Genomic DNA, 23144 nt, shown 5'->3' with positions numbered 1-23144 from the left:
CCTAGCAACGGGAGGAGAAGAGGACATGCGGCTAGGCATCAGCTCTTATAGCTTGTATCAGGCGCTGGCATCCGGCGAGATGGACATCCTTGGCGTCATCGACTGGGTGGCGGAACAAGGGGCCGAGCATATCGAGATCGTGCCGGTAGGGTTTCAGCTTGCCGGGAATCCGGAGCTTGCGGACGCGATTCGCGAGAAAGCGGCGGCAAGAGGGATTGCCGTCTCCAACTACGCCATCGGCGCGAATTTCGCGGTTGAGACGGAGGAAGCGTTCCGAACGGAGATTGAACGCGTCAAGTCGGAGGTCGATCTGGCAGCCCGCCTTGGGGTCAAATTAATGCGGCATGACGTGGCTAGCAGCGAAGATACGTCGATCGGGCATTTTAACCGGATCTTGGGCAGGCTCGCGGAGGCATGCGGCGAGATCGCGGATTATGCAGCCGGGTATGGCATTACGACGAGCGTCGAGAACCACGGTTATTTCGTGCAGGCCAGCGACCGGGTACAGGCGCTCATCCAGGCCGTGAACCGGCCGAATTACCGAACGACGCTCGATGTTGGCAATTTCGTCTGCGTAGACGAAGATCCTGTGGCGGCGGTCCGCAACAATTTGCCGTACGCCTCCATGGTACACGTCAAGGATTTCTACCGCAGACCATCAACTTGGAATCCGGGCGAAGGCTGGTTCCGCAGCGCGAACGGGAACTACCTGCGCGGGGCGATAGCCGGACATGGCGACCTGAACTTGGCTGAGAGTTTGCGCATTATTAAACAAAGCGGTTATGCGGGTTATATTTCCTTGGAGTTCGAAGGACTTGAGGAGTGCAAGCAGGGCACGTCGATCGGGCTAGCGAACGTGAGAAGATTGTGGGATGAGGCGTAGTCGCACACACTGAATATCATGCGAGGCAGGCAGGAGCGTCATTCGATGCTCTTGCTTTTTCGATTTCAACTAAGCTTGCTTTACCATTATTCTGGCCGTCGTGCATAGTTCGCGCCTTTATGCAAATACTGATTGTCGTTAGCAATTATTACAATGGTCCCATTGGATAATTAGGACTCGCTACCTTTTGTCGAATCATGTAAAATAGAAGCATTATGTGGAAGGGATGTATGCACAGCATGGCCTATAAAGTCGTTCAACAGATCGAAATTAAAGATATGAACAATGAACCGATCCGCATCGTTGAATTCATGTACGGAACTGTCGCCAGCGCATTCCAAATCGGAGGCGTCGCCATCGTCCCCAAAATCGGCCTGAAGGAATTCGACGTCGTATACGATACGCGCACGGATGAGGTGGAACACTTCGAAGTCGAGCGCATTGAATATGACATGCGGACCGACCCAGTGACAGGCACCGTTATTTTGAAGCCTGCCACGCTCATTCTCGGCCTGCACGACGTCGGACAAGTTTAACGGCACATCTCGATAGAGCAAGCAGAAGCCGCGCCTAGCGCGGCTTTTTTGCGTTTTGTTCGCTAGTGTGTAAGTTGCTCGCAATGTTATGCAGCCGGAAAAAGGACATGAAAGGCGATATTCGCTAATATACTTGCTCCTATACTCCGTTCAGACAGCCGCAGCCTACGAAGGAGGGATGCCACCTGATAACGTTTAGAGGGGTGAATAAGCATTTTGGCGGCTTGCACGTCTTGAAGGACATCGATTTGCACGTCGAGCCGGGCGAAGTCGTCGTGATTATCGGCCCATCCGGCTCCGGCAAGAGCACGCTGCTGCGCTGCATCAACAAGCTGGAGACGATTTCCGGCGGCGAGCTGAATGTGCTGGATATGCCGCTTGGCGGACGGGGAGCCGACGTCAACCGGCTGCGCCGCGACATTGGCATGGTCTTTCAGCATTTCAATCTTTACCCGCATCTGACCGTACTGGACAATATTACGCTAGCACCCGTTCAGGTGTTGAGGCAGCCGAAGACGGAAGCGGAAGCGCATGCCCGGCATTTGCTTGCCAAGGTAGGCATTCCCGAGAAAGCGAATGCTCTCCCGTCGCAGCTGTCGGGCGGTCAGCAGCAGCGCGTCGCGATCGCCAGAGGTCTCGCGATGAAGCCCAAGATCATGCTGTTCGACGAACCGACCTCGGCGCTGGATCCGGAGATGATCGGCGAAGTGCTGGCGGTTATGAAGCAGCTGGCGAAGGAGGGCATGACGATGGTAGTCGTGACGCATGAGATGGGGTTTGCCCGCGAGGTAGCGGGAAGAGTGATTTTCATGGACGAAGGGCGGATCGTCGAGGAGGCGGAGCCGGCGACGTTCTTCGGCCAGCCGAAAGCGGAACGGGCGAAGCTGTTCTTGAGCAGGGTCCTGAATCATTAATAGCAGATGACGTTCGCGCTCGCGACTAACGACAGGGGGTTCCAATCATGTTGAAATGGAGAAGCATCAAAATGCTCGGCGCCATGCTCGTCGCGGTTATGCTCGTCGCGTCCGCTTGCGGAACGAAGAACGATAACTCAGCAGGCGGCGAAGGAGGCGGCAATGCCGGCGGTGGCGGGACGAATGCGGGGGCATCCGCGGACGAAGGCGTGCTCAAGTCGATCAAAGAACGGGGCAAACTCGTCGTCGGCGTCAAATTCGATACGAAGCTGTTCGGCTTGAAGGATCCCGCGAGCGGCGAAGTGGAAGGCTTCGATGTGGATATCGCCAAGCAATTGGCCAAGAAGGTGCTGGGCGACGAATCGAAGCTGGAACTGAAGGAGGTCACGTCGAAGACGCGCATCCCGATGCTGAACAACGGCGAGATTGACATGATCATTGCGACCATGACGATTACGGAGGAACGGAAGAAAGAGGTGGATTTCTCCGACGTCTATTTCAAGGCGGGTCAATCGCTGCTCGTGAAGAAGGGCAGTGCAATCAAGGGCATTGCGGACGTGACGAAGGACACGAAGGTGCTGGGCGTTAAAGGCGCGACCTCGATCAAGAACATCGAAGAGAAGATACCGGGACTTAAGGTACAGCAGTACGAGAATTACCAGGAGGCGTTCACCGCGCTGAGGGCCGGCAAGGGAGAGGCGCTCACGACGGACAATGCGATTCTGTACGGGATGACTAAGCAGGACGAGAATTACGAGGTCGTTGGCGGGACGTTCACCGACGAACCCTATGGCATTGCGATGAAGAAGGGCGAATCCGCGCTGGTCGCCCTCGTGAACGAGACGATCAAATCGCTGCAAGATAGCGGCGAATATGCCGCCATCTACGAGAAGTGGATCGGCGAGAAGCCGCCCGGGGAATAGGGGGCGCTTATGCCGGACTTCTCCGTGTTGACCGATCACTGGGAGACGTTCCTGCTCGGACTGCGCAACACGCTGCTGGCCAGCCTCTTGGCGCTTGCCGGCAGTTTCGCGGCCGGCACGCTGATCGCCGTCATGCGGATCTCGCATTGGCGCGCGATGCGCTTCCTTGGCACGTTGTACGTGGAGGTGTTTCGCAATATCCCGCTGCTGCTCGTCGTCTATGTCTTTTTCCTTGGCCTGCCGGCATTGGGCATTGCACTGAATGGATTCGTCTCCGGCACGCTCGGGCTCATCGTCTATACGTCCGCATTCATCGCCGAAGCGATCCGGGCCGGTATCCTAGCCGTGCCCAGAGGGCAAATGGAGGCGGCGAGGTCCTCGGGGCTAACGTATGCGCAGGCGATGCGGCATATCGTGCTGCCCCAGGCGGTGCGGATTGTCATCCCGCCGATGACGAATCAGTTCCTCAACCTGGTCAAAAATTCCTCCGTCCTCGGCGTAATCGCCGGCATGGACCTGATGTATTACGGCGATATCATTAACCTGGAGACGTACGACACCGTGGATACGTATATGTTCGTCGCCATGTTCTATTTGGTGCTGACGCTGCCGCTCGCGTATATGTCCCGGCTGCTCGAGCGCAGACTGACACGCGGCGGATAAGGAGGGACGAAGGTGGATTTCAAGCAGGCTTATTCGATCGACAACTTATTGTTTCTGCTCGAAGGCTTGGGTATGACGCTTCGCCTCGCCTTGGTCGCCATCGTGCTCAGCTTTATTATTGGTTTGCTGGTCGGCATTCTTTGTTATGCGCGCATCCCCGTCGTCTCTAAGCTGCTGGGCCTGCTCGTGGAGATTGTGCGCAATTTGCCGCTGCTGCTGATTATATTTTTTGCTCGCTATGGCTTGCCCGAGGTCGGCATTCAGCTAAGCTTATTCTGGGCCGCTATCTTAGCGCTCACCGTCTTCGAAGCGGCGATGATCGCCGAGATCGTGCGAAGCGGTCTTCGCTCCGTGGATCGGGGGCTAGTGGAAGCGGCGCGGGCTTCCGGACTAGGCGCCGTGCAGACGCTGCGGCATATTGTGCTTCCAATCGGCTTACGGCGCATGGTACCGCCTCTCGTGAGCCAGTTCATCTCGCTGTTGAAAGATACTTCGCTCACGGTCATTATCAGCCTGGCCGAGTTGACGCATAACGCTAATATCATCATGGGGCAGGATATCAACGTGGTCATGCCGACGCTGCTGCTCGTGGCGGCGCTGTACTTCGCCGTTAACTACGCATTGTCGCTCGCGGCGCGGAGACTGGAAGTGCGCAGGCAAGCATAACTGACAGCTTCATCTAGCTAAACTTACAAAAGCGCCATCTGGCGCTTTTTCTTGTTTTATGCAACTTCAGCAGGATCAATTACGTTAATATGGATAGTGACATGTCGAACAAAGTCGAAAAAAACTTAAAAACAGATGACTATGAATATTTTTTTTGTAAGAGAATGACGGAACATGTTAGAATTAACCGATAGCTTTGGGTAGTTCGGAATACCTATGAACGCCTAGTTCAATCCATGACAGCGACGAGGGCTGCGCATTATGAATGAAATATCGCTCGATTTTTTGACGATACTGCTTCCATCTTATGTTTACTTTTATATGGCGATCACGCTGTACGTCCGTAATCGCAAAAGCCCGCACAACCGCGTGGCGTCGCTTCTTATGCTTACGTTGCTCTCCTATTTTATGGGGGAATATATCAAATCAACCTTGTACAACATGTACGAGGTGCCGATCGTCCTTTACTGGAACGTGCCCATGCTGCTGTTAACGATCAGCCTGCTCATCCATCTATGCCTGCTCATTAGCGGAGCGCTGGGCAAGCTGGCGAGATGGATAACCCCGGCCGTATACGGACTTCCGTTCTCGCTGTATGCGATACTGCTCATCACATTTAACGATCGGTCGCTTTATAACCCCGAGGTCACCGGCGGCGTCACTCCGCTCCATCCGATTATGCTGGTACTGGCGGTCACGTTCGTCGGCGGTTATATTTTATCCTCCGTTGTCATATTGGCGGCTGGCTGGCGTCGTTCGCGCAATCCGCGGCAGCGTAAGGTACTGCAATTACTGCTCCTTAGCTTGCTGGCAATGTTCGGATGGTTCATGCTCGTGACGGTGCTGCTCCAGTCAGAGATCACGACGAGTCCGGAATCGATGGCGCTATACTTCTCGGGCTGCCTGTTGTGGGTGCTCGCGCTGCGAACGATCGTTAACAAATACGATTTCCTTCCCGATTATCGGGAGCTGTTCCATACGTTGTTCGAATCGGGGCCGAACGCTATCATTCTGCTGGACAAGCAAGGTGCGGTCAAAGAGATGAATCCGCGTGCGGCCATGGTGTTCGAATCCGGCGGAGCATCGATGGACCCCACGAGCTGCCTCTGCTTCGACGACGGCACGACGCTGCGCGAGCGTCTGCAAGAACGCAGGCCGGGCAAGCGTCCTCGGATCGATGGCGAGCTGCATGTCGCAGCTTCCGAGGGAGGGCGTGCAGAATTTCTTGTTCAAGCGGATGCGCTGCCCAGTATCGAGGAGGAACTGCTGGTGCTTCACTTGACGGACGTAACGAGGCTGAAGGAAGCGGAACGCCGATTGGCAGAATCCGAGCAGCGCTACCGGCATCTGGCCCATCATGATACGTTGACGGGGCTGTGCAACCGAATGGCGGTCAACGAGCAAGCGGACGTCATGATGAAGCGCGGACAGCGGTTCGCGATCGTATTGATCGACCTGGACAACTTCAAATGGATCAACGATACGTTCGGTCATGTGGCCGGGGACGATTTCCTCATTCATATTTCCTCCTGTTTGCGGCGGGCATCCAGACCGGACGACGTGCTGGGAAGGCTTGGCGGTGACGAGTTCATCATACTGATCCCCGAGCCGGTTCGGACAGAAGAGCTGCTGGGCGATATCACTAATCGTCTAGGACCTCTTGGACAACATCCGTTCTTGATCGGACAAGAAAAGATTCCGATATCGTACAGTGCCGGCGTTAGCGCTTATCCGTCGGACGGCCTGTCGTTGACCGATCTGCTGCGAAGCGCGGATGAGGCGCTGTACCGCGTTAAGCGCAACGGCAAGAACGGCATCTCGGTATTCGCTTCATAGCGATCATCCTATATAAGAAGTGAAGCGGCTTTGCAGGCACAACCTGCGAAGCCGCTTTTTTTGTGTTAGCTGGCGAATGCGGCGAGCGTCACACATTGAAAATATTGCCGGGCTGTCCCATCCAAATATAAATCGCCATCATGGCGAAAAGCAGGAAGCAAAAGTTGACGGCGACGAACAGGCATCGCATGGCGAGCGAGCGGTGAAGGTTGAACAGCGTCTGCCAGCTGCCGCTTCCCTCGATTATGAAGAGCAGGAAGAGGGTGTGCAAAATCGTATGGCCGACCACCTCGGTCTCCCCGAAGACCGAAGCGGTAAACAAGAATATGCCGGTGACGAGCAGCGCCGTAAAGCGGTTCATTAGGCCGACGATGAACGCCCAGGCAAGGCCGAGCTCGACGAATGCGGAGATCAGCACGAAATCTTCGACCGTGAATCCCATCGTCGGCAGTCCGTAATTATGCATGACGGTGCAGGCGAGTTTGGCAAGCGTCAGTTTCTCCATGGCCAGCCAAGCGAGCGATAGACCGGTGAAGATGTACATGACATGGGTACCGGAGCGATTCCACTTGGTGCCTGCGGTGATGAGACAATAGATGATGCCGACATAGAACATGTAGTCCAGACTGTGGAATAGACCATAGACGGCAACCGTGCGGATGTAGAGAACGGCTAATGCCGCACCGCTGATCGGGAGGAGCTTCTTGTGGACAAGACCGGCGGCGGCCGCGATCAACAGGGTATACATCCACCAGGAGTCAAGCGGGAATTCCGGTGCCAAATACGTGCCGGTGAGCAGCTGCAGCACAAGCCCGATGCCGAGACCGACACGTAGAATCCCCATTTTGTAAGGAACGAATCGGTTCAAAAACGAATGTAAGCTTCGTATAGCCGGCACCCGGTCAAGCGGTCCCGCCAAGACGGAGCAGAGAAGCAGACCCGCGATCGTCAATCCGAACCAATACATGAACCCTTCCGTCAGCACTTTCGTCATCGGCTGAGGAGCCCACGAGAAGTCGTCGATGAACCATTTGACGTGTGCGTACATCGCGCTCCACTTCGGGAGCGTTGAAACCATAAATGAATCACCTCCTTTGCTGGCACGGAGGTTACGCGTACAGGAAGTTAGTTGGGAGAGTGATGGCGAAACGATCGGCGATTGGGCATAAACGGCAGGAATGGGGCGGACACAGGGATCGATCATACCGGTTCATGCCGTCTTGGTGCCGTTGTTCAGTCAACAGAGCTCACATCCAAAGCATGCGTGGTACGAATAACCGGATTGTGCGAAGTGGCATTTCGGCGTTGCGCCATAATCGTATCACATCAGTAATCGACATCAACGAGGAAAATGACAAAATAACGTATAAGTGACAGAAATAATAGAAAAGTGTAATAATTGTTAATTATTATTAAAATGGAAAAACGAGAAGGGAAGTGGCGTTGGGAGGTGAGATAGGGCGCAGTCAGCCCGATACCATGTCTAGCGTGGGACTATCTTGTGTATTTACGCAGTCGAGTCAGAAGAAGCTTGGACGACAATGCACTCATCGTAACATAAGCCCTGCGGGTTGAACATGGAAACAAGACGAGCTGTCGGAATAGTGATCACCACGTCAAAAAAACCTTTTGCCAGATTCGCGCAAGTCATCCGGGCAAAAGGTTCTTTGTGGTTTAACCGATATTTTGCAGCGTGCGATCGACCTCGCTGATGCTGCCGGTTGTGCGTTCATTGCCATGCAGCAGATTCTCGACCGTTGCAAGCAGCTCCTGCAGGGAGGCGCTCGCTTGTTCGGCGGCGGCGGCCAGGTGGCCGGTCGACGATTTGATCGCATCGACTGAATCCGTCATTCGCGCCATATGGTCGCCGTATCCATCGGAGATGCGGCTCAAGTTGACGATGGCGCGATCGATGCTCTCGAATGCCGATTTGGTATTGCTCGACATGGCGTAGCTTTGCTCCATTTGTACGGATACCTGTTCCATCCGGCCGAGCGTCGCGTTCGACTGTTGGGAGAAGGCATTCAACCGGCTTGAGATTTCGTCCGCGGCGCCGCCGGCCATATCCGCCAGCTTGCGGATCTCCGCTGCCACGACGGCGAATCCTTGTCCGTGTTCGCCTGCGCGTGCCGCTTCAATGCTCGCGTTAAGCGAGAGCAGATTGGTCTGGCTTGCGATCTCTTTGATCGTCTCGCTGAACTGGCTCGTCTGCGCGAGCTGACGAATCAATTCGCCGAACTCGGCCGTCATGGCGTCCGTGTCGGTCTTGAAGCGGGTCAACGTCTCGATAAGCTGCTCCATCTGCGTTTGTCCGGACTTGGACAGCTCGCCCGTGTTCAGTGCCTCTTGACGGAGCGTGGCGCTCGATTCGGCGATCGAACGCGTCATACCGGCTAGTTCGCTCACTTTGTCATCGATCTCGACTGTTGCTCCCATCTGGACGGACGAACCGGCCGCAATCTGTTGGAAGGCGTGGGACATCTCTTGGAACGAAGTCATATTCTGGCTGCTGTTCGACGAGATGTCGCTCATATTGTGCGATAGTTTGCGCACGAAGCCGATCAGCTCTTCTTTCTGTGCCTGCTGCGCCGCGAGCAGCTGCTCCGTCTCAGCCCGAGAAGCTTCGATCTCCTTCATGACGTAATTCGACACCCGCAGCAGCGAGAAGAACAGGATGTTCAGAAGCAAGTAATAGATAACATAAGCGCTTGCGGCGCTGCTATCGTCGGTTTTGGAAATCAGGAAGATAAGGAGGCCAAGCCCCCATAGACTAACACCGGCAGTGAGAGGAAGGCGCATGTAGATGAGAGACATCATGATGGCGTAATAGATCAGGAAGACGTTATTCAAATCCGGCGTGGCCACCATCAAATAGGTGGAACTGACCAGCGTACCCGCGATCGCGTAATAGCCGATGACCCGAATGCCTTTGCGCATGAAGTGCAGAATGCCGAATATCGTCGTATTCACGATCGATAAGCCGATCGGGATCATGCTGGTCGCGGTGATCGAACCCAGCGCGAACACGGACATGAGAGATAGGAGAGCGACGATCAGGAGGGCGACGAACACGACCTTGTTGCGGCGAATCATATCCCGCTCTTGCGAAGTGTAGAAGGCGTCGCGCTTGCCTTGCGGTTGCGAATCGGCTTGCATGGAAGTCATGACCTTCTTTCTGGATGAATGTGTGTACGCAGTTAAGTACAGGTTACTTGAAACGACACCATGATTATTATCGGCAGCAAGGCGCTCCCATTTTATATGTGAGAACCATCGATGGACAATACTTCGTTCGTATCTGCTTCAATCGTTTCGACGAACGGGTAAATATGTCCATATTTGACCAGGGAGGGAAGCCGGATGCCAAATACGGAATTGAATGTAGGACAGCTCCAGACATTGCGCCGCTTGCTCGAAGACGAACGGAAGCGGTTGAATGCTCATTTTGAAGAAGAAACAACGGAAGATGGCTTGCGGGGATTGTCTGCGACCGAATCGGTCGGCGAATTGTCCGCTTACGACAATCATCCGGGCGATATGGGTACGGAGACGTTCGAACGTGAGCGGGATATGGCCATCGACGATAATTTTCGCTTGAAGCTGGAGGAGAACGAGGCCGCGCTTGATCGCTTGAATAGCGGGGAATACGGCTTGTGCGAGATATGCCGGAAGCCGATTCGATACGAACGTCTCGAAGCGCTGCCAGCCACGACGCGATGCATCGCGCATGCCAAGGACATGGATGGTCCGTCGGATGGGAGCGGAGCGGACGCCACCCCGTCGGCGTCGCAATTGAATGCGGATGATGAGCGGATAAAGCAAGCGGCCCGATTCGATGACGCCGGCGCCTGGGACCGATTGGAATCTTACGGAAGTTCGAGCGGTACGGTGACGACGGGCAATACGCGGAAGTAACAGGGGGCGATCCTGGCGCCGAATATGGCGAAGGATCGCCTTCTGCATGTCCGCCATCATTAATTCGAGACATAAGAAAGAAGAGCGGCCCACTCGGCCGCTCTTCTTTCTTTCGTGTGTGTGAAGACGTTTGCTTGATCAAAATAGCAGTACGAACGTCATATATGTTAGTCGTTATTGCGGGCTCTTGCTTCTCCGCCTTTTCTGCCGGCTTCTTCCCGGCTCATTTTGCCATCTTGTCCGTCATCGCTATTCCGGCCGCGATTGTCGTCGCTGCGGGACTCGCCGCCTTTGCGACCGATCTCCTGATAGAATTCCTTGTCGTGATTGCGAGAAGTCGCTTCTCCGCCTTTCTCGCCAATCTCCTGGTAGAACTCTTTGTCGTGCGTGCGGGCTGTTTCCTCGCCGCCCTTGCGGCCGATTTCTTGATAGAATTCTTTGTCATGGCTGCGCGCTGTTTCTTCACCACCCATACGTCCTGCTTCTTCACGGCTCATTTTGTCGTTGTTTGCCATTACGAATCACTCCTTATCGGGTTTTGTGAACTTGCTACATGTTCTCATTACCCTTGTCCGTCCCGGTCAAACGTATTGGGAATCAAATGGTAAGATTCTCCTAGGACCATGGGCACGATGGATTGAAAGAGTCATCGCTACTGTGGAGGCGCGGATCTACTACCACAACGCATCGTCATCGTATATAATAGATGACATCTTCAAGGAAAAGACAGGTGAAGGAATTGGATAAGGCGATTGCGGAACGCCTCGTTCGGCGCCTGCTGGAGTCGTCCGGGAGCAGCGTCCGCGTTGTGCTGGAAGACAGCTTTCCCGGGGGGCGGATGATCGGGGGCAAATACAGCTTATCGACGCATACCATCACGATGTATATTTCGGAAATCGCCAGCCAGTGCATGCAGCTGTTCGGCTCAGATTTACAATTAGCCGACTATTTCGAGGTCGTGTTTGCCCATGAACTCGGCCACGCCGAAGATTCCAACCTGCCGGAATTAGCCCGCAGACTCGAAGAAAATATGGCAGCCGTCGAGACCGCTCATACCGCGCTGTTAATTGAAGAGAATGCTTGGGCGTATGCGCTTAAGCTGCTGCCGGATGCCGAGCCGGCTTTCGTCGACCGCATTATCGAACACTCGCTGGCCAGTTACTTTGATGCGATAGACCAGGCGTCTGCCTGAACCGATAGAGAGCGTCTGCTGCCGGCAGACGCTTATTTGCGCACCTGACAGCACGAGGAAGTGCCTATGCCGGGTCCGCCAACCCATGAAGCAAGCTGCAAGCATGGGATATACAATGTTGGGGCAGGTCTGCTGCAGTGCGGCGGCCCTATTAGCCGAGGTGGTGAACAGATGATATCGGAGAGCATCGAGGCAGCAATTCGAGAGGCGGAAGAGCGCCAACGAGAGCTGCTCACGATTCACATGACGGGAACAGAGCGGCTGTCCGATCAGCCGGCGGAACAGACGGAGGAACAACCACAGAGAGCGCTTCTCGCACTGCTTGCCTTGCTTGATCCGCGTTGGGATGCGAATTCGCGCAAACCTTCTTCGAAGATCCGGCAAGATAACGAATGGCGGACGATCCGCGCGTCTGGCGGTGAGCTGGTGCTGGCCTCCGATTGCGCCGCGGATTTATTCGGCACGACGCCGGCCGCTCCGGCAGCCAAAGCATTCGTCCGGCTTATCTCGGCTTCACGCGATTTGGACGAGTTGCGTCGGGCGGCTGCATTACTGCCGGAGCAGACTGTCTTGGCATTCGGGGCCTGGTTGGCGGGAGCGGCGAACCAGGGAGGGCTTCGCGTTTCTCTCGCGTCCCCGAACGGCGAATTCGTGCTGGCCGAATTGACGGAGGAACGCGTTCAAGACGTGCTCGCCTATTTTGCCCGTGTGGAAGAATCAGCGGAACGCCTTACGGTTGCAGGCATGTTGACGTCCTGGGACGCCGGTAAGCGTTCATACCGAATCGAATCGTCCGGGAACGAATATGCCGGCCGCGCGGACCGCAAGCTGAAAGTATTGCTGCAGCAGCTGGAGGCAAGCGGGAAGCAGCCGCCGCTGCGTGCGGAAGCGGTCATCGAGCGCCGGCGTGCCTATCGCGAGATAACGGGCACTGTGCAAGGGTCCGATTGGCTAATGGAGCTTGACACGGATATAGGAGTAGACCCTTCGGAGACGTTGTATACGCTTGAGGACATCGCGGGACGGCTTCGCACGCTGCTGGAAAGCGACGACGCTAATTATGGCGGCTTGGGAATGACGCAAGAGGAATTCGGAGCATATGCAGCTCAACTGGAGGAGCTTCGCGTCAGCAATCCGCTAAAAGGCGCGCTCCGTTTCCTTGACAGGCAAGACGTCGCGCAAGCGGCAGATCTCATGGGAGACGGACGGGCAATCTCGAGGTGGATCGGCCTTCAGGCTAGTTCGGCCGCCGCCATAGACGACATGGATACCGCATCTTCAGCAAGATCGAGGATAGCCAGCCAGCTATCCCGGGCCGCCTCGGCCGCTTATCCGGATCTTGTAGCGCTGCGCACGAGGCTGGAGCGAATGGCGGTGGCGCTGCGTCCAGCGGTGGAGCATCGAAACGAAGAATAAGCTCTCTGCCGCTGTCCAAAATCGATTTCGCGCATTGAGTTGCCGCAGCCTAGCTAGTATAATAAGGCGAGAAAACAGACTAAAAGAAAAGGTGTCATACATGAGCATATTGAACGTAGAGCGGCTAAGCCACGGCTTCGGCGACCGCGCGATTTTTAACGACGTTTCGTTCCGCCTGCTGAAGGGCGAGCATATCGGCTTGGTCGGCGCGAACGGCGAAGGCAAATCCACATTCATGAACATTATTACGGGTAAACTGCAGCCGGACGACGGGAAGGTCGAATGGTCGAAGCGGATGCGCGTCGGTTATCTGGACCAGCATGCCGTCTTGAGCAAAGGCATGACGATCCGCGACGTGTTGAAGGGCGCCTTCCAATATTTGTTCGATATGGAACAAGAGATGAACGACATGTACGGCCGGATGGGCGAGGTTGACCCGGATGAGCTGGAACGGCTGCTGGAGGACGTCGGCACGATCCAAGATACGCTGACGACCCAGGATTTCTACATGATCGATTCCAAAGTCGAAGAGACGGCCCGCGGTCTGGGCTTGACCGATATCGGCCTGGACAAGGACGTGCACGATCTAAGCGGCGGCCAGCGGACGAAGGTGCTCTTGGCGAAGCTGCTGCTCGAGAAGCCGGATATTCTGCTGCTTGACGAGCCGACGAACTATTTGGATGAAGTGCATATTGAGTGGCTGAAGCGCTATTTGCAGGAGTACGAGAACGCGTTTATCCTCATTTCCCACGATATTCCGTTCCTGAACAGCGTCATCAACCTGATCTACCATATGGAGAATCAGGAGCTGAACCGATACGTCGGCGATTACGACCACTTCCTGAAAGTACACGAAATGAAGAAACAGCAGCTCGAGTCCGCCTACAAGCGCCAACAGCAGGAAATCGCGGATCTGAAGGATTTCGTCGCGCGCAACAAGGCAAGCGTGGCAACCCGCAACATGGCGATGTCCCGTCAGAAGAAGCTCGACAAGATGGACGTCATCGAGCTGGCGAAGGAGAAGCCGAAGCCGCAATTCAACTTCAAGGACGCCCGCACGAGCGGCAAGCTGATCTTCGAGACGAAGGAGCTCGTGATCGGATACGACAGCCCGTTGTCGAGACCGCTGGACTTGCGCATGGAACGTGGACAGAAGATTGCGCTCGTCGGTGCGAACGGCATTGGCAAGACGACGCTGCTGCGCAGCATCCTGGGCGAAATACCGGCGCTGTCGGGCTCGGTTCAACTTGGCGAAACGCTGCATATCGGTTACTTCCAACAGGAGATGAAGGAAGCGAACTACAACACGTGCATCGACGAGATCTGGAACGAGTTCCCGTCGTTGAACCAGTTCGAAGTTCGCGCGGCGCTCGCCAAATGCGGTCTTACGACCAAACACATCGAGAGTAAAGTCGCCGTATTGAGCGGCGGCGAGAAAGCCAAGGTTCGCCTTTGCAAGCTGATCAACCGCGAGACGAATCTGCTCGTGCTCGATGAGCCGACGAACCACTTGGACGTTGACGCGAAAGACGAGCTGAAGCGCGCGCTTAAAGCCTACAAGGGCAGCATTCTGCTCATCTCCCACGAACCGGAATTTTACCGCGACGTGGTGACGGATACGTGGAACTGCGAGTCCTGGACGACGAAGGTGTTCTAAATCACGCTATGATTATGGCCCATGGAAACCACTGGTTTTCATGGGTTTTTGCGGTGGATTCAGCCGTGTTGTCAAGCGATAAATTTTCCGAATATACCCAGTCTGTTGCAGGGAAAAACAAGACGGGCGGAGAACTAAAGAGAAGCAGGATGGTAGAAAACTCTGCGAGGGGTGATCATGTGGATCAAGAAGGAAAAGTTCTCGTCATTGACCAGATGGATCTAAGAAACATCCGCTATCTCACGGCAAGCAGGAATCAATCGCTGCTGACGGCGTTAATCTCGGAAGCCGATGTACACGCCATTAATTTGGAGGGGGTCGACGAGGTGCGTATCGTTCCAGATCGGCTGGAACGCGAGCACGAGCTGCTTCGGGACAATATCCGCATCACGCTTCATCGCTACCAAAGCAGCAAATCGGAATGGACGACGGCCGCTCACTAGAGCGGCTTTTTTTGATTGGGCAAGCGTGGCGGCATTCTGAAGCGCAAATTAGTTCTGTCAGACCACTTCCGTATTTATGAAAAATATGGTAGATTAACGGATGAGAACGTTTGTTCCGTGAGGGGCGTGCCATGCGTGCTTGAAGCGCATAGGTTTGGCGAAGAGGTGGTTCCAACGTGCTGGACCGGTTTCCGGAAATCGAAGAGGTTGTTGCTTATATCCATAAACACATCGACGAACCGCTCCCGCTCGAGAGGCTTGCCCGCGTGGCGGCGTACAGCCCGTACCATTTTACGCGCATATTCAAAGAGAGGGTGGGGCTCCCCCCGCTGTACTACGTATCGTCGCATCGGCTTAGCCGCGCGAAGGAGCTGCTGCTGAGTACGAATTTGAGCATCCGCGACATCGGACTTGAGATCGGGCAGCAAAGCTTGGGGACGTTCACCTCCCGGTTCACCGAACGGGTAGGAATGACCCCGGCCCAATTTCGAGCGAGCGGCGAAGAGGCGGATGGCAGTCTGCGCCTTCTGCAAAGGCTGAGGGATTGGAGAATGCCCGATTCCGTTCAGAACGGCAGGCATCGAATTGAAGGCCGAATCGCCGCTGATGCGTCATTCGACGGGGTCGTCCTCATCGGTCTGTTCGCCAAGCCGATCCCGGAAGGGCTGCCGATATTCGGTACCCTTATACCATCGCTGGGTGCATTCCGAATTACCGACGTGAAGCCGGGCGTTTATTATTTGATGGCGACAGCGGTTGCTTGGGAGATGGGTGCGAAGGAAGCGCTCCTGCCTCGTGCGACGCTGCGTTCCCGCACGCGAATTCCCATCGTCGTCGAGCCGGGAAGCGAAGTGCCATATCAAGATGTGACGCTATACGAGCCGAGGCTGGACGATCCGCCGATTCTCATTTCGCTTCCTTTGCTTATGCAGCGCTTCTTGCGCAGCATGGAGCGCGGCCGCAGGTAGCGCAGGCGGACGATTAGCCCGGCCAGTTCGCTGCCCGGGCGTCGTCTGAGAGCGTATACCCGTTTATCGTTAGAAGGGCTGCATGCCGAGGGTGTCGATTTTCTCGCCCGCTACGTCTACCCCCATCTTTGCCGAGATCTCCCTGTAATGGCCTGCCCGCCGTTTGACAGGGCTTCCCTCCACTTCCCCCAAATTCGCTTCGAGGCCGTTGAGCACCATGATCGATACGCCGAAGCCGGGCTGTCCGAGTCCTTTGGCTTTTTGCTCCGGGGTCGGCTTCCATTTGCCTGCCATCACGTCATGTGCGGACGGTTTGGGTGTTTGCGGCGTCATCCAGAATAGTATCGCCGTCATATAACCGACCTTCCCGTCGGCGGCGACGATCTCCGGATTGCGCAGAAGCACGTTTTTGTCCCCGTAGATAATCGAACTGAACAGCCCGTAGTTGAAATTCCAGCTCAGCATTATCGGTCCGCGCCCGTAGTAACGCTTGCCTTCGAAGCCAGGGTAGAGCGCGCTGCTGTTTTTGTCCACGAACGGATCCATGTTTTTGCCGGTTCGGCCGGCAATATTCTCATTCCAGAATAAGCCCCAGCGCAGCGGACCGCCTGGAGCGGCATCCCAACCGCCGCCGGTTTCATGGGAGAGGTTGGCCAGGAAGGCGGCCAGCTCCCGCTTGCGGTCTTTCTTGAAGCCCTCTTTCAGAAAGGTGCCGAAATCGACGATTTCCGTACGGATGGCGAGCTTCTTATTTGAGGCTGAATTGAAGTCGTCCGCTCGGGAGACGAGCGTCTCCACTTTGGCTTCTTTGTCCAGACGCAAGATTTCCTGCGCGTTCGAGCCGACTCGGGTGTTAATCTTTAATTTCAAGTTGGCGACTTCGGTGACGGCCGCAATGAGATTATCATACGAGAAGTAGTCCGTTTGATTCGCCTTGTAATACTCCTTGCCTTGCGCGGCGGTGAACCACTGCGGCGATCCTAGACGGTAAGGGAACAATGCCTCGAAGTCTTCCACGGGCAGCAGCGCTTTGACGGTATTAACCGCTTGGGCCGAGCTGTATTCCTCATCAATGCCGTCCCATTCCCTTCGAACTTCTTTCTTGCTTAACACCCGGTTCTCGCCCACTAACAGCGAACTGCCTTGGTTCGTTTGTTGGAGATGGCTGCTGCTTGCCGATGCCGGGACAGATTGTCCGGCGGCAGATGCCGCAAGCGGGGAGATCAGAAGCGTTGCACCAAGCGCCATCATGATCGCGCGGTGAACGAATCTGCTCGATATAGGACCTTTCCATTCACGCATAGGATCTCTCCTTTATAACAGAAAATTTGTTTTCCAAACTAATTATTAGGATAATGTAAGCGTTTGTATATAGTCGTGCCTGCCTGCATCCGAGGATGTGCGAAGGCGGCGAATGAAGCGGACAATCGTCGAAAGTCAGCGCTCGTAAGCAAGCCAGAGACAATAGCCATGCATGAATGCTGTAAAGCGCTGTGAAGAATTGACGAACCGAACAAGCGGCTGAGACTAGCTTACTAAGCGCCCAATAAGTGGCGTTAGCTGAGTCTAACGAAGAACGCGGGACGTTCGGACTGGCTGACGCTGGAATAAAGCGGACGGCGCTGGCGAATAGTAAGAGGAAGCACATGGAGTAAAAGGAAGGACTATGCCATGTTGAATCGGATGAAACTAGCTGGCGCCAGAATCCAGCGTGCGGCTGGGCGGGAGCCGAACAGCGAACCGCTGCCGCTGCGTACGGAGCTGAGATTGAATCTCGAATGCATCCTGGCGATTTTGAGATCTCCGGACGACTTGATCGTCCGTCATTTTACGATTGGCGCCAATCAGCTTCCCTGCGCGCTGATTTTTTTCGACAGTTTGGTCGACAAAGACTTGGTGCAAAGCCAGGTGATGAAACCGCTGCTGCAGCAGTATGAGGACGCGAACGATTCGCAGCAGCAAGCGATCCATCTCGTCGTCCGCGAAGTGTTGACTTCTGTCGATGTCGAGGTGCTCGAGACGCAAGAAGAGGTCGTGAATACGATTCTCGGCGGCGACACGGTGCTCTTCCTGAGCGGCAGCAGGCAGGCGATCGCCGTCGGCAGCGCTGGCTGGAAAAGCCGGGGCGTCGAAGAGCCGTTGACGGAATCGATCATACGCGGCTCGCGCGAGGGGTTCGTCGAAGATGTGCGTACGAACGTATCGCTGATTAGACGGCGAATCCGCGTTCCGGACCTGCGCATTTTATCGTTTAGGATGGGTAGACGGTCGAAGAAGAATGTCGTCATGCTCTATATCGAAGGCGTAGCCAATCGCGGCATCGTGCAGGAAGCCATTCGCCGGATCGAAAGTTTGGATATCGACGATGTGGAAGGCTCGGGGACGGTTGAGCAGTGGATGTCCGACAGCTTCATGAGCCCGTTCCCGCTAATCTCCAGCACGGAGAGGCCGGATAAAGTGACGGGTGCTCTACAGCAAGGCCGATTATCGGTCATGGTGGACGGCGATCCGTTCGCGCTCGTGATGCCCATTACGTTCTCTTCGAATTTGCAATCGCCGGAGGACTTCTATCAGAACTGGCTGCTTGCGACGTTAACTCGGATCCTTCGGCTATTGGCCGCCGCTATCGCGACGTTCCTGCCTGCCCTCTACATCGCGCTGCTGGAGTTTCATCACGGCCTGATCCCCTCGAGGCTGGCATTCTCGATTGCCGGTGCAAGGGAAGGCGTGCCGTTCCCGGCGGTGATCGAAGCGTTCATTATGGAGACGACGCTTGAATTGCTGCGAGAAGCGGGGATACGGCTGCCGAAGCCGATCGGACAGACGATCGGCATCGTAGGCGGTCTTGTTATCGGAGAGGCGGCCGTCGCGGCCGGCATCGTCAGTCCGATCATGGTCATCGTCGTGGCGGTAACCGCGATTGCGTCATTCTCGTTCCCGTCTTATTCGTTCGCGATCGCGCTTCGCATTCTTCGTTTCGCGATGATGGTGGCTGCTTCGATATTCGGCTTGTACGGGATCATTCTCGGGTACATCATGATCAACATCCATTTCGTGAATTTGAGAAGCTTCGGCATTCCGTACTCGACGCCGTTCGCGCCGTTATACTTGCAAGATTGGAAGGATGTCATCCTGAGGGCGCCTATCAGTTATTTGAAGGATCGGCCGCGCATGATGCAAACCAAGGATAAGAAACGATTGAATACGGAATAGTGGTGATCTGCATGAATCACTGGGAGTATGACGACAACAAAGTCGAAACGAAAGAAGTGGCGATCACGATTTCTTCTATGATCATCGGCGTCGGCATCTTGACGCTTCCGCGGATACTGGCGGGCACGACAACTTCGTCCGACGGATGGATTTCCATACTGATGGCGGGGGGAGCGACTGCGCTGATCGCCTATCTGTTGGCCAAATTCGCCGGGATGTACGCTGGCGGCACCTTCTTCGAATATGTCCGTTCGCTCGTCACGAAGCCGGTCGCGATCGTCATTACCGCCATGATGTCCGTCTATTTCGTCTCATTCGTTTCCTACGAAGTTCGGGCTATCGCGAATATATCCAAGACCTATCTATTCGACCAGACGCCGACCGAATATATCTCGCTTGTTTTCCTGCTTATCGTAGCCTATGCGGTATCGGGGACGCGCATCGGACTTCTTCGTCTCAATACGATGTTCTTCCCGATCGTCATCATCGTAACGCTTATGCTGCTTTTCTTTAGCAATAGCATCGTGCACTGGGAGGATCTCAAGCCATTTTTCGTTACCGATCTGAAGCACTTGACACTCGGGGCTAAGGATTCCGTTTTTTCGATGCTGGGCTTCGAGATCATTTTGTTCTACACGACGATGATGAAACGTCCGAAAGAGGCGCCGCGTGCCGCCGTCATCGGCGTGGCGATACCGGTGCTGCTGTATATGCTTGTTTATCTCATCTGTGTGGGTACGTTTACACCGTGGGCGCTGCGGGAGATCGGCTATCCGGCGATCGAGCTTGCGAAAGAAGTGAAAATCCCCGGCGAGTTTTTTGAACGGACGGAGTCGATTTTTTTCACGATATGGATCATGACGATATTCAATACCGCCTCGATGGCGCTCGACATCGCCGTTCATACCGCGCATTCCATTGTGGGCAAAGGTAACCGTCTGCAATTGGTCGCCGTCATGTGCCCGTTCGTATATTTGATCAGCATGTTCCCGAAAAACGTGATCGAATTCGCGCATTTTGGCGAAATCATCAGCTACATGGGATTTCTGATCATCGGCATGGTGTTAGTTCTGTTCGTGATCGCCAAAGCGAAGGGGATGGGCAAATGAGACATTGGCGAGGTTTTGTCATCGCGCTGCTGTTTCTGCTCCTTCCCGTCTTGCTTAGCGCATGTTGGGACAGGGTGGAGATCGACCAGCGGGGGTTCGTCGCGGGCGTCGCGATCGACAAGTCGAACCGGAAGGAAGAGACTTCTCAGAAACTAGGCAAGGCGCCGGAGTTAGTTGGGACTTACCAAATGTTGATTCCTTCAGGGCTGCGCAGCGGGAACAAGGATGCCGGTAAGCCCGGAGCGGCTTATTTTAATTTGAGCGTAACCGAACGATCCATGATGGCGCTCACTGCCCGAATGTCCGCGAAGACAAGTCGAACGCCGTATTTTGAGCATTTGCAAGTGATCATCATATCGAATGAAGCCGTTCAAGGTAACCAGACCGATTTTGCCGACATTCTCGATTTTTTCCTTCGCAACAATGAGATGCGTCGAGATATTAACGTTCTGATCGCGGATGGCAGCGCAAATGCCCTGTTGTCCGTGAAGTCGATGAACGAATCCTATCCCGTGGCCTATATAGACTCCACACTCAACAACTATAAGAAAACGAGCTACATGCGCCCGGAATCCCGGATCGGCTATGTTCACGAACAAATCTTGAAGAACGTAAGCTTCACGATACAGAAGATCAGCAGTTACGCAGACGGCATTTCGCTAACCGGCGCGGCACTGTTCGATAGTGACCACCGGTTTGTTGGGTTCTTGAGCGGAACGGAGACGGGAGGGCTGAACTTCCTAAAGGGCGAAGTGAAAGGCGGTGTCGTCGAAACGAACTTGGACGATCAAATCATCGATCTGGATATCGAGCACGCGACGAGAAAAATTAAAGCCAGACGGGAGAATGGACACTACAAGTTTACGGTCAGCATCAAAGCGGAAGGAACGATCGGAAAGTCGATCCAGAAGCTCGACGTGACGAAGTTATCGGCGATCCGCGAGATGGAGCAATTGTTCGCCAAAGAGATCGTCAAACTAAGCAAGAAGACGCTCCAAACGCTGCAAAAGAAATACAAGAAGGATGCCATCGGACTTGGGCTTTACCTGTATCAGAATAAGATGATGTCCTGGAAAGAAATGAGCGAGAACTGGGAGGAAGGGAAGCAGCTGTTCACCGAAGCCGACGTCGAGGTGAAAGCGGAAGTGAATATCCGCCGGCTGGGGAACATTAACCAAAGCGAAAGGGAATGATCGCCATGTGGAAGCAGATCGTGGGCAATATGCCGTCAGGCTCGTCTTTCTTCTGCGCGCTGCTATCCGGGTTGATCCCCTATCTCATCTATTTCATCAACCTGCGGCTGCATCAGTACGGCGACCCGCCATGGGTGCAAGCGAACGCGCAAAGCAAGGAGCAAGGCGTGAACGCAGGAGGTCAGAGGCCGAACCAGGGCGCAGACCCAGACGCAAACGCAGACGAAGTCGCAAACGCAGACGCAGACGCTGACCAGCAATCTGCTAATCCAGGCGCTTCCGATCGTCATGATTCCGGTAACGGGACGGGCGAAGCGGCGGACACCCAACCGTCCAGCAGCGGTAAGCACGGTTCGTCCGCGTCCAATACAGAAGAGTAGCTGTTCATGCGGCGGCTTTCTCGGGACCATTCGCATGTGGTATAGTGAATGAATCTGAACGAGGAAACGGAGCGAGCATGAGCATGGCGCAAGATCGAGATAGAGAACGCCGCAGACGGCACGAAGGGGATGTGGGATCGGACAAGCGTACGCCGAGGTCATCGTCGCAGGGCATGAGTCCGCGCGCGGCAAGTAAAGGCGGCCGAGGAGTCGCAGCCCCGCGGCCCGGTGAACGGCGGAACGAACGGCGAGGCGAGCGAGAGTCATCCGCTAGACCGGAGAAGAAGCGCAATCAAGAGCGGCAATATGCCGTCCTTGAGCAGTCGGAGCTCCTTCCTTTCCTGCTGCTCCACCTCAAGGACAAAGGGCGAAACGCCGTCAAATCAATGTTGGCTCGCGGTCAAATTGCCGTGAACGGTGAAGTCGTCAAGCTGTACAATCATCTGCTTCAGCCAGGCGCAACGGTAGCAGTCAGCCACGGGTTGATCGTGGAACGAGCGCCGTTGATCGGCCTGAGAATCCTGCACGAAGACGACGATCTCATCGTCGTTCACAAGGATTCCGGGCTGCTGTCGATCGCATCCGACAAAGAGAACGAGCTGACGGCATACCGGCAATTGACGGCGCATGTACGCGAGGCCGATCCCGCAAGCCGGATATTCGTTGTGCACCGGCTGGACCGGGATACGTCCGGGGTCATGATGTTCGCCAAGAGCGAGTACGTTCAACAGCAGCTGCAGAACGACTGGCAGAACGCGGTAACGGAGCGTTCGTACATCGCGCTGGTGGAAGGCTGGGTGAAGAAGTCCGAAGGGACGGTGACCTCCTGGCTGAAGGAGAGCAAGACGCTCAAGATGTATTCGAGTCCCTACCCGAACGACGGTCAACATGCCGTGACGCATTACAAGACACTGGAGACGAACAAGACGGTTAGTCTGCTGGAAGTGCGGCTGGAGACCGGACGGAAGAATCAAATCCGGGTGCATATGGAAGATATCGGGCATCCGATTGTCGGCGACAAGAAGTACGGGGCGAGATTGAAGCTGCTGAATCGTCTCGGCCTTCATGCGCGAGTGCTGGCATTCGTGCATCCGACGTCGGGTGAATCGATGCGGTTCGAGACGGATATCCCTAAGTCATTCTTACAGCCGTTCCAGACAGGGGAGAGCACGCCTCGTCACCGCAATTGAAATGTGGCAAGCGTGGCGCATCGCCGCCAAATCGATATGACGCAGAA

General features: G+C 55.1%; 22 protein-coding genes. 18 read left to right on the top strand and 4 right to left on the bottom strand.

Features of this window, described 5'->3' with window-relative positions; translation table 11 throughout:
• Positions 1–25 precede the first annotated feature (25 nt).
• From ACFFSY_RS21100 to ACFFSY_RS21070, 7 genes are all read left to right on the top strand, one after another.
• On the top strand, positions 26–883 hold the full coding sequence (locus ACFFSY_RS21100; RefSeq protein ID WP_377497729.1) for a sugar phosphate isomerase/epimerase family protein: 858 nt from the start codon (positions 26–28) through the stop codon (positions 881–883).
• A 239-nt stretch (positions 884–1122) separates the two neighbouring features.
• On the top strand, positions 1123–1419 hold the full coding sequence (locus tag ACFFSY_RS21095; RefSeq protein WP_377497727.1) for a hypothetical protein: 297 nt from the start codon (positions 1123–1125) through the stop codon (positions 1417–1419).
• A gap of 185 nt (positions 1420–1604) precedes the next feature.
• Positions 1605–2333, top strand: coding sequence for an amino acid ABC transporter ATP-binding protein (locus ACFFSY_RS21090; RefSeq protein ID WP_377497867.1), 729 nt, complete (start codon positions 1605–1607; stop codon positions 2331–2333).
• Between the two features lie 47 nt (positions 2334–2380).
• A complete protein-coding gene (locus ACFFSY_RS21085; protein WP_377497725.1) occupies positions 2381–3256 on the top strand; it encodes a transporter substrate-binding domain-containing protein in 876 nt (291 codons plus the stop codon).
• Between the two features lie 9 nt (positions 3257–3265).
• Positions 3266–3919 carry an amino acid ABC transporter permease gene (locus ACFFSY_RS21080; protein WP_377497723.1) on the top strand — a complete coding sequence of 218 codons (654 nt, stop codon included), beginning with the start codon at positions 3266–3268 and terminating at the stop codon, positions 3917–3919.
• 12 nt (positions 3920–3931) lie between these two features.
• Complete coding sequence (locus ACFFSY_RS21075; RefSeq protein ID WP_377497720.1) at positions 3932–4585, top strand: amino acid ABC transporter permease; 654 nt, start codon at positions 3932–3934, stop codon at positions 4583–4585.
• Positions 4586–4846: 261 nt separating this feature from the next.
• Positions 4847–6421: a sensor domain-containing diguanylate cyclase gene (locus ACFFSY_RS21070; protein WP_377497718.1), complete on the top strand. Its 1575-nt coding sequence runs from the start codon at positions 4847–4849 to the stop codon at positions 6419–6421.
• An 88-nt stretch (positions 6422–6509) separates the two neighbouring features.
• Here the strand turns inward: ACFFSY_RS21070 and ACFFSY_RS21065 are convergent, their stop codons facing one another.
• Together ACFFSY_RS21065 and ACFFSY_RS21060 are read right to left on the bottom strand one after the other, a co-directional pair.
• Positions 6510–7499: a hypothetical protein gene (locus ACFFSY_RS21065; RefSeq protein WP_377497716.1), complete on the bottom strand. Its 990-nt coding sequence runs from the start codon at positions 7497–7499 to the stop codon at positions 6510–6512.
• Positions 7500–8095: 596 nt separating this feature from the next.
• On the bottom strand, positions 8096–9577 hold the full coding sequence (locus tag ACFFSY_RS21060; protein WP_377497714.1) for a methyl-accepting chemotaxis protein: 1482 nt from the start codon (positions 9575–9577) through the stop codon (positions 8096–8098).
• A gap of 204 nt (positions 9578–9781) precedes the next feature.
• Between ACFFSY_RS21060 and ACFFSY_RS21055 the strand changes: the two genes are divergently transcribed.
• Positions 9782–10336, top strand: a complete 555-nt coding sequence (locus ACFFSY_RS21055) for a TraR/DksA C4-type zinc finger protein (RefSeq protein WP_377497712.1) — start codon at positions 9782–9784, stop codon at positions 10334–10336.
• Between the two features lie 167 nt (positions 10337–10503).
• On the opposite strand, the gene ACFFSY_RS21050 is transcribed toward ACFFSY_RS21055, so the two are convergent.
• Entirely contained in the window at positions 10504–10851 is a 348-nt protein-coding gene (locus tag ACFFSY_RS21050) for a KGG domain-containing protein (protein WP_377497710.1), read from the bottom strand.
• Between the two features lie 215 nt (positions 10852–11066).
• On the opposite strand from ACFFSY_RS21050, the gene ACFFSY_RS21045 reads away from it, so the two are divergent.
• The 5 genes from ACFFSY_RS21045 to ACFFSY_RS21025 all read left to right on the top strand — a co-directional run bounded on the left by ACFFSY_RS21045 (position 11067) and on the right by ACFFSY_RS21025 (position 16012).
• Positions 11067–11528 (top strand): hypothetical protein, encoded by a 462-nt coding sequence (locus ACFFSY_RS21045; protein ID WP_377497708.1) that lies wholly within the window; start codon positions 11067–11069, stop codon positions 11526–11528.
• 171 nt (positions 11529–11699) lie between these two features.
• Entirely contained in the window at positions 11700–12944 is a 1245-nt protein-coding gene (locus ACFFSY_RS21040) for a hypothetical protein (RefSeq protein WP_377497706.1), read from the top strand.
• A 100-nt stretch (positions 12945–13044) separates the two neighbouring features.
• Positions 13045–14601: an ABC-F family ATP-binding cassette domain-containing protein gene (locus tag ACFFSY_RS21035; protein ID WP_377497704.1), complete on the top strand. Its 1557-nt coding sequence runs from the start codon at positions 13045–13047 to the stop codon at positions 14599–14601.
• 179 nt (positions 14602–14780) lie between these two features.
• A complete protein-coding gene (locus ACFFSY_RS21030) occupies positions 14781–15044 on the top strand; it encodes a hypothetical protein (protein WP_377497703.1) in 264 nt (87 codons plus the stop codon).
• A 176-nt stretch (positions 15045–15220) separates the two neighbouring features.
• Entirely contained in the window at positions 15221–16012 is a 792-nt protein-coding gene (locus tag ACFFSY_RS21025; protein WP_377497701.1) for a helix-turn-helix domain-containing protein, read from the top strand.
• A 69-nt stretch (positions 16013–16081) separates the two neighbouring features.
• Here ACFFSY_RS21025 and ACFFSY_RS21020 read toward each other — a convergent pair whose 3' ends face one another.
• On the bottom strand, positions 16082–17314 hold the full coding sequence (locus ACFFSY_RS21020; protein WP_377497699.1) for a chitinase: 1233 nt from the start codon (positions 17312–17314) through the stop codon (positions 16082–16084).
• A 369-nt stretch (positions 17315–17683) separates the two neighbouring features.
• On the opposite strand from ACFFSY_RS21020, the gene ACFFSY_RS21015 reads away from it, so the two are divergent.
• The 5 genes from ACFFSY_RS21015 (at position 17684) to ACFFSY_RS20995 (ending at position 23097) form a co-directional block, all read left to right on the top strand.
• Positions 17684–19225 (top strand): spore germination protein, encoded by a 1542-nt coding sequence (locus ACFFSY_RS21015; protein ID WP_377497697.1) that lies wholly within the window; start codon positions 17684–17686, stop codon positions 19223–19225.
• A gap of 11 nt (positions 19226–19236) precedes the next feature.
• Positions 19237–20334 carry a GerAB/ArcD/ProY family transporter gene (locus ACFFSY_RS21010; RefSeq protein WP_377497695.1) on the top strand — a complete coding sequence of 366 codons (1098 nt, stop codon included), beginning with the start codon at positions 19237–19239 and terminating at the stop codon, positions 20332–20334.
• Complete coding sequence (locus tag ACFFSY_RS21005; protein WP_377497693.1) at positions 20331–21527, top strand: Ger(x)C family spore germination protein; 1197 nt, start codon at positions 20331–20333, stop codon at positions 21525–21527. The genes ACFFSY_RS21010 and ACFFSY_RS21005 overlap by 4 nt, the downstream gene beginning before the upstream one ends.
• A gap of 5 nt (positions 21528–21532) precedes the next feature.
• Positions 21533–21907 (top strand): hypothetical protein, encoded by a 375-nt coding sequence (locus tag ACFFSY_RS21000; RefSeq protein ID WP_377497691.1) that lies wholly within the window; start codon positions 21533–21535, stop codon positions 21905–21907.
• A 173-nt stretch (positions 21908–22080) separates the two neighbouring features.
• Complete coding sequence (locus ACFFSY_RS20995; protein ID WP_377497865.1) at positions 22081–23097, top strand: RluA family pseudouridine synthase; 1017 nt, start codon at positions 22081–22083, stop codon at positions 23095–23097.
• The last annotated feature ends 47 nt before the right edge of the window (positions 23098–23144 follow it).

Source organism: Paenibacillus aurantiacus (assembly GCF_042431225.1).
GTDB classification, from domain to species: domain Bacteria; phylum Bacillota; class Bacilli; order Paenibacillales; family Paenibacillaceae; genus Paenibacillus_Z; species Paenibacillus_Z aurantiacus.
This window is presented reverse-complemented; position numbering and strand designations above follow the sequence as displayed.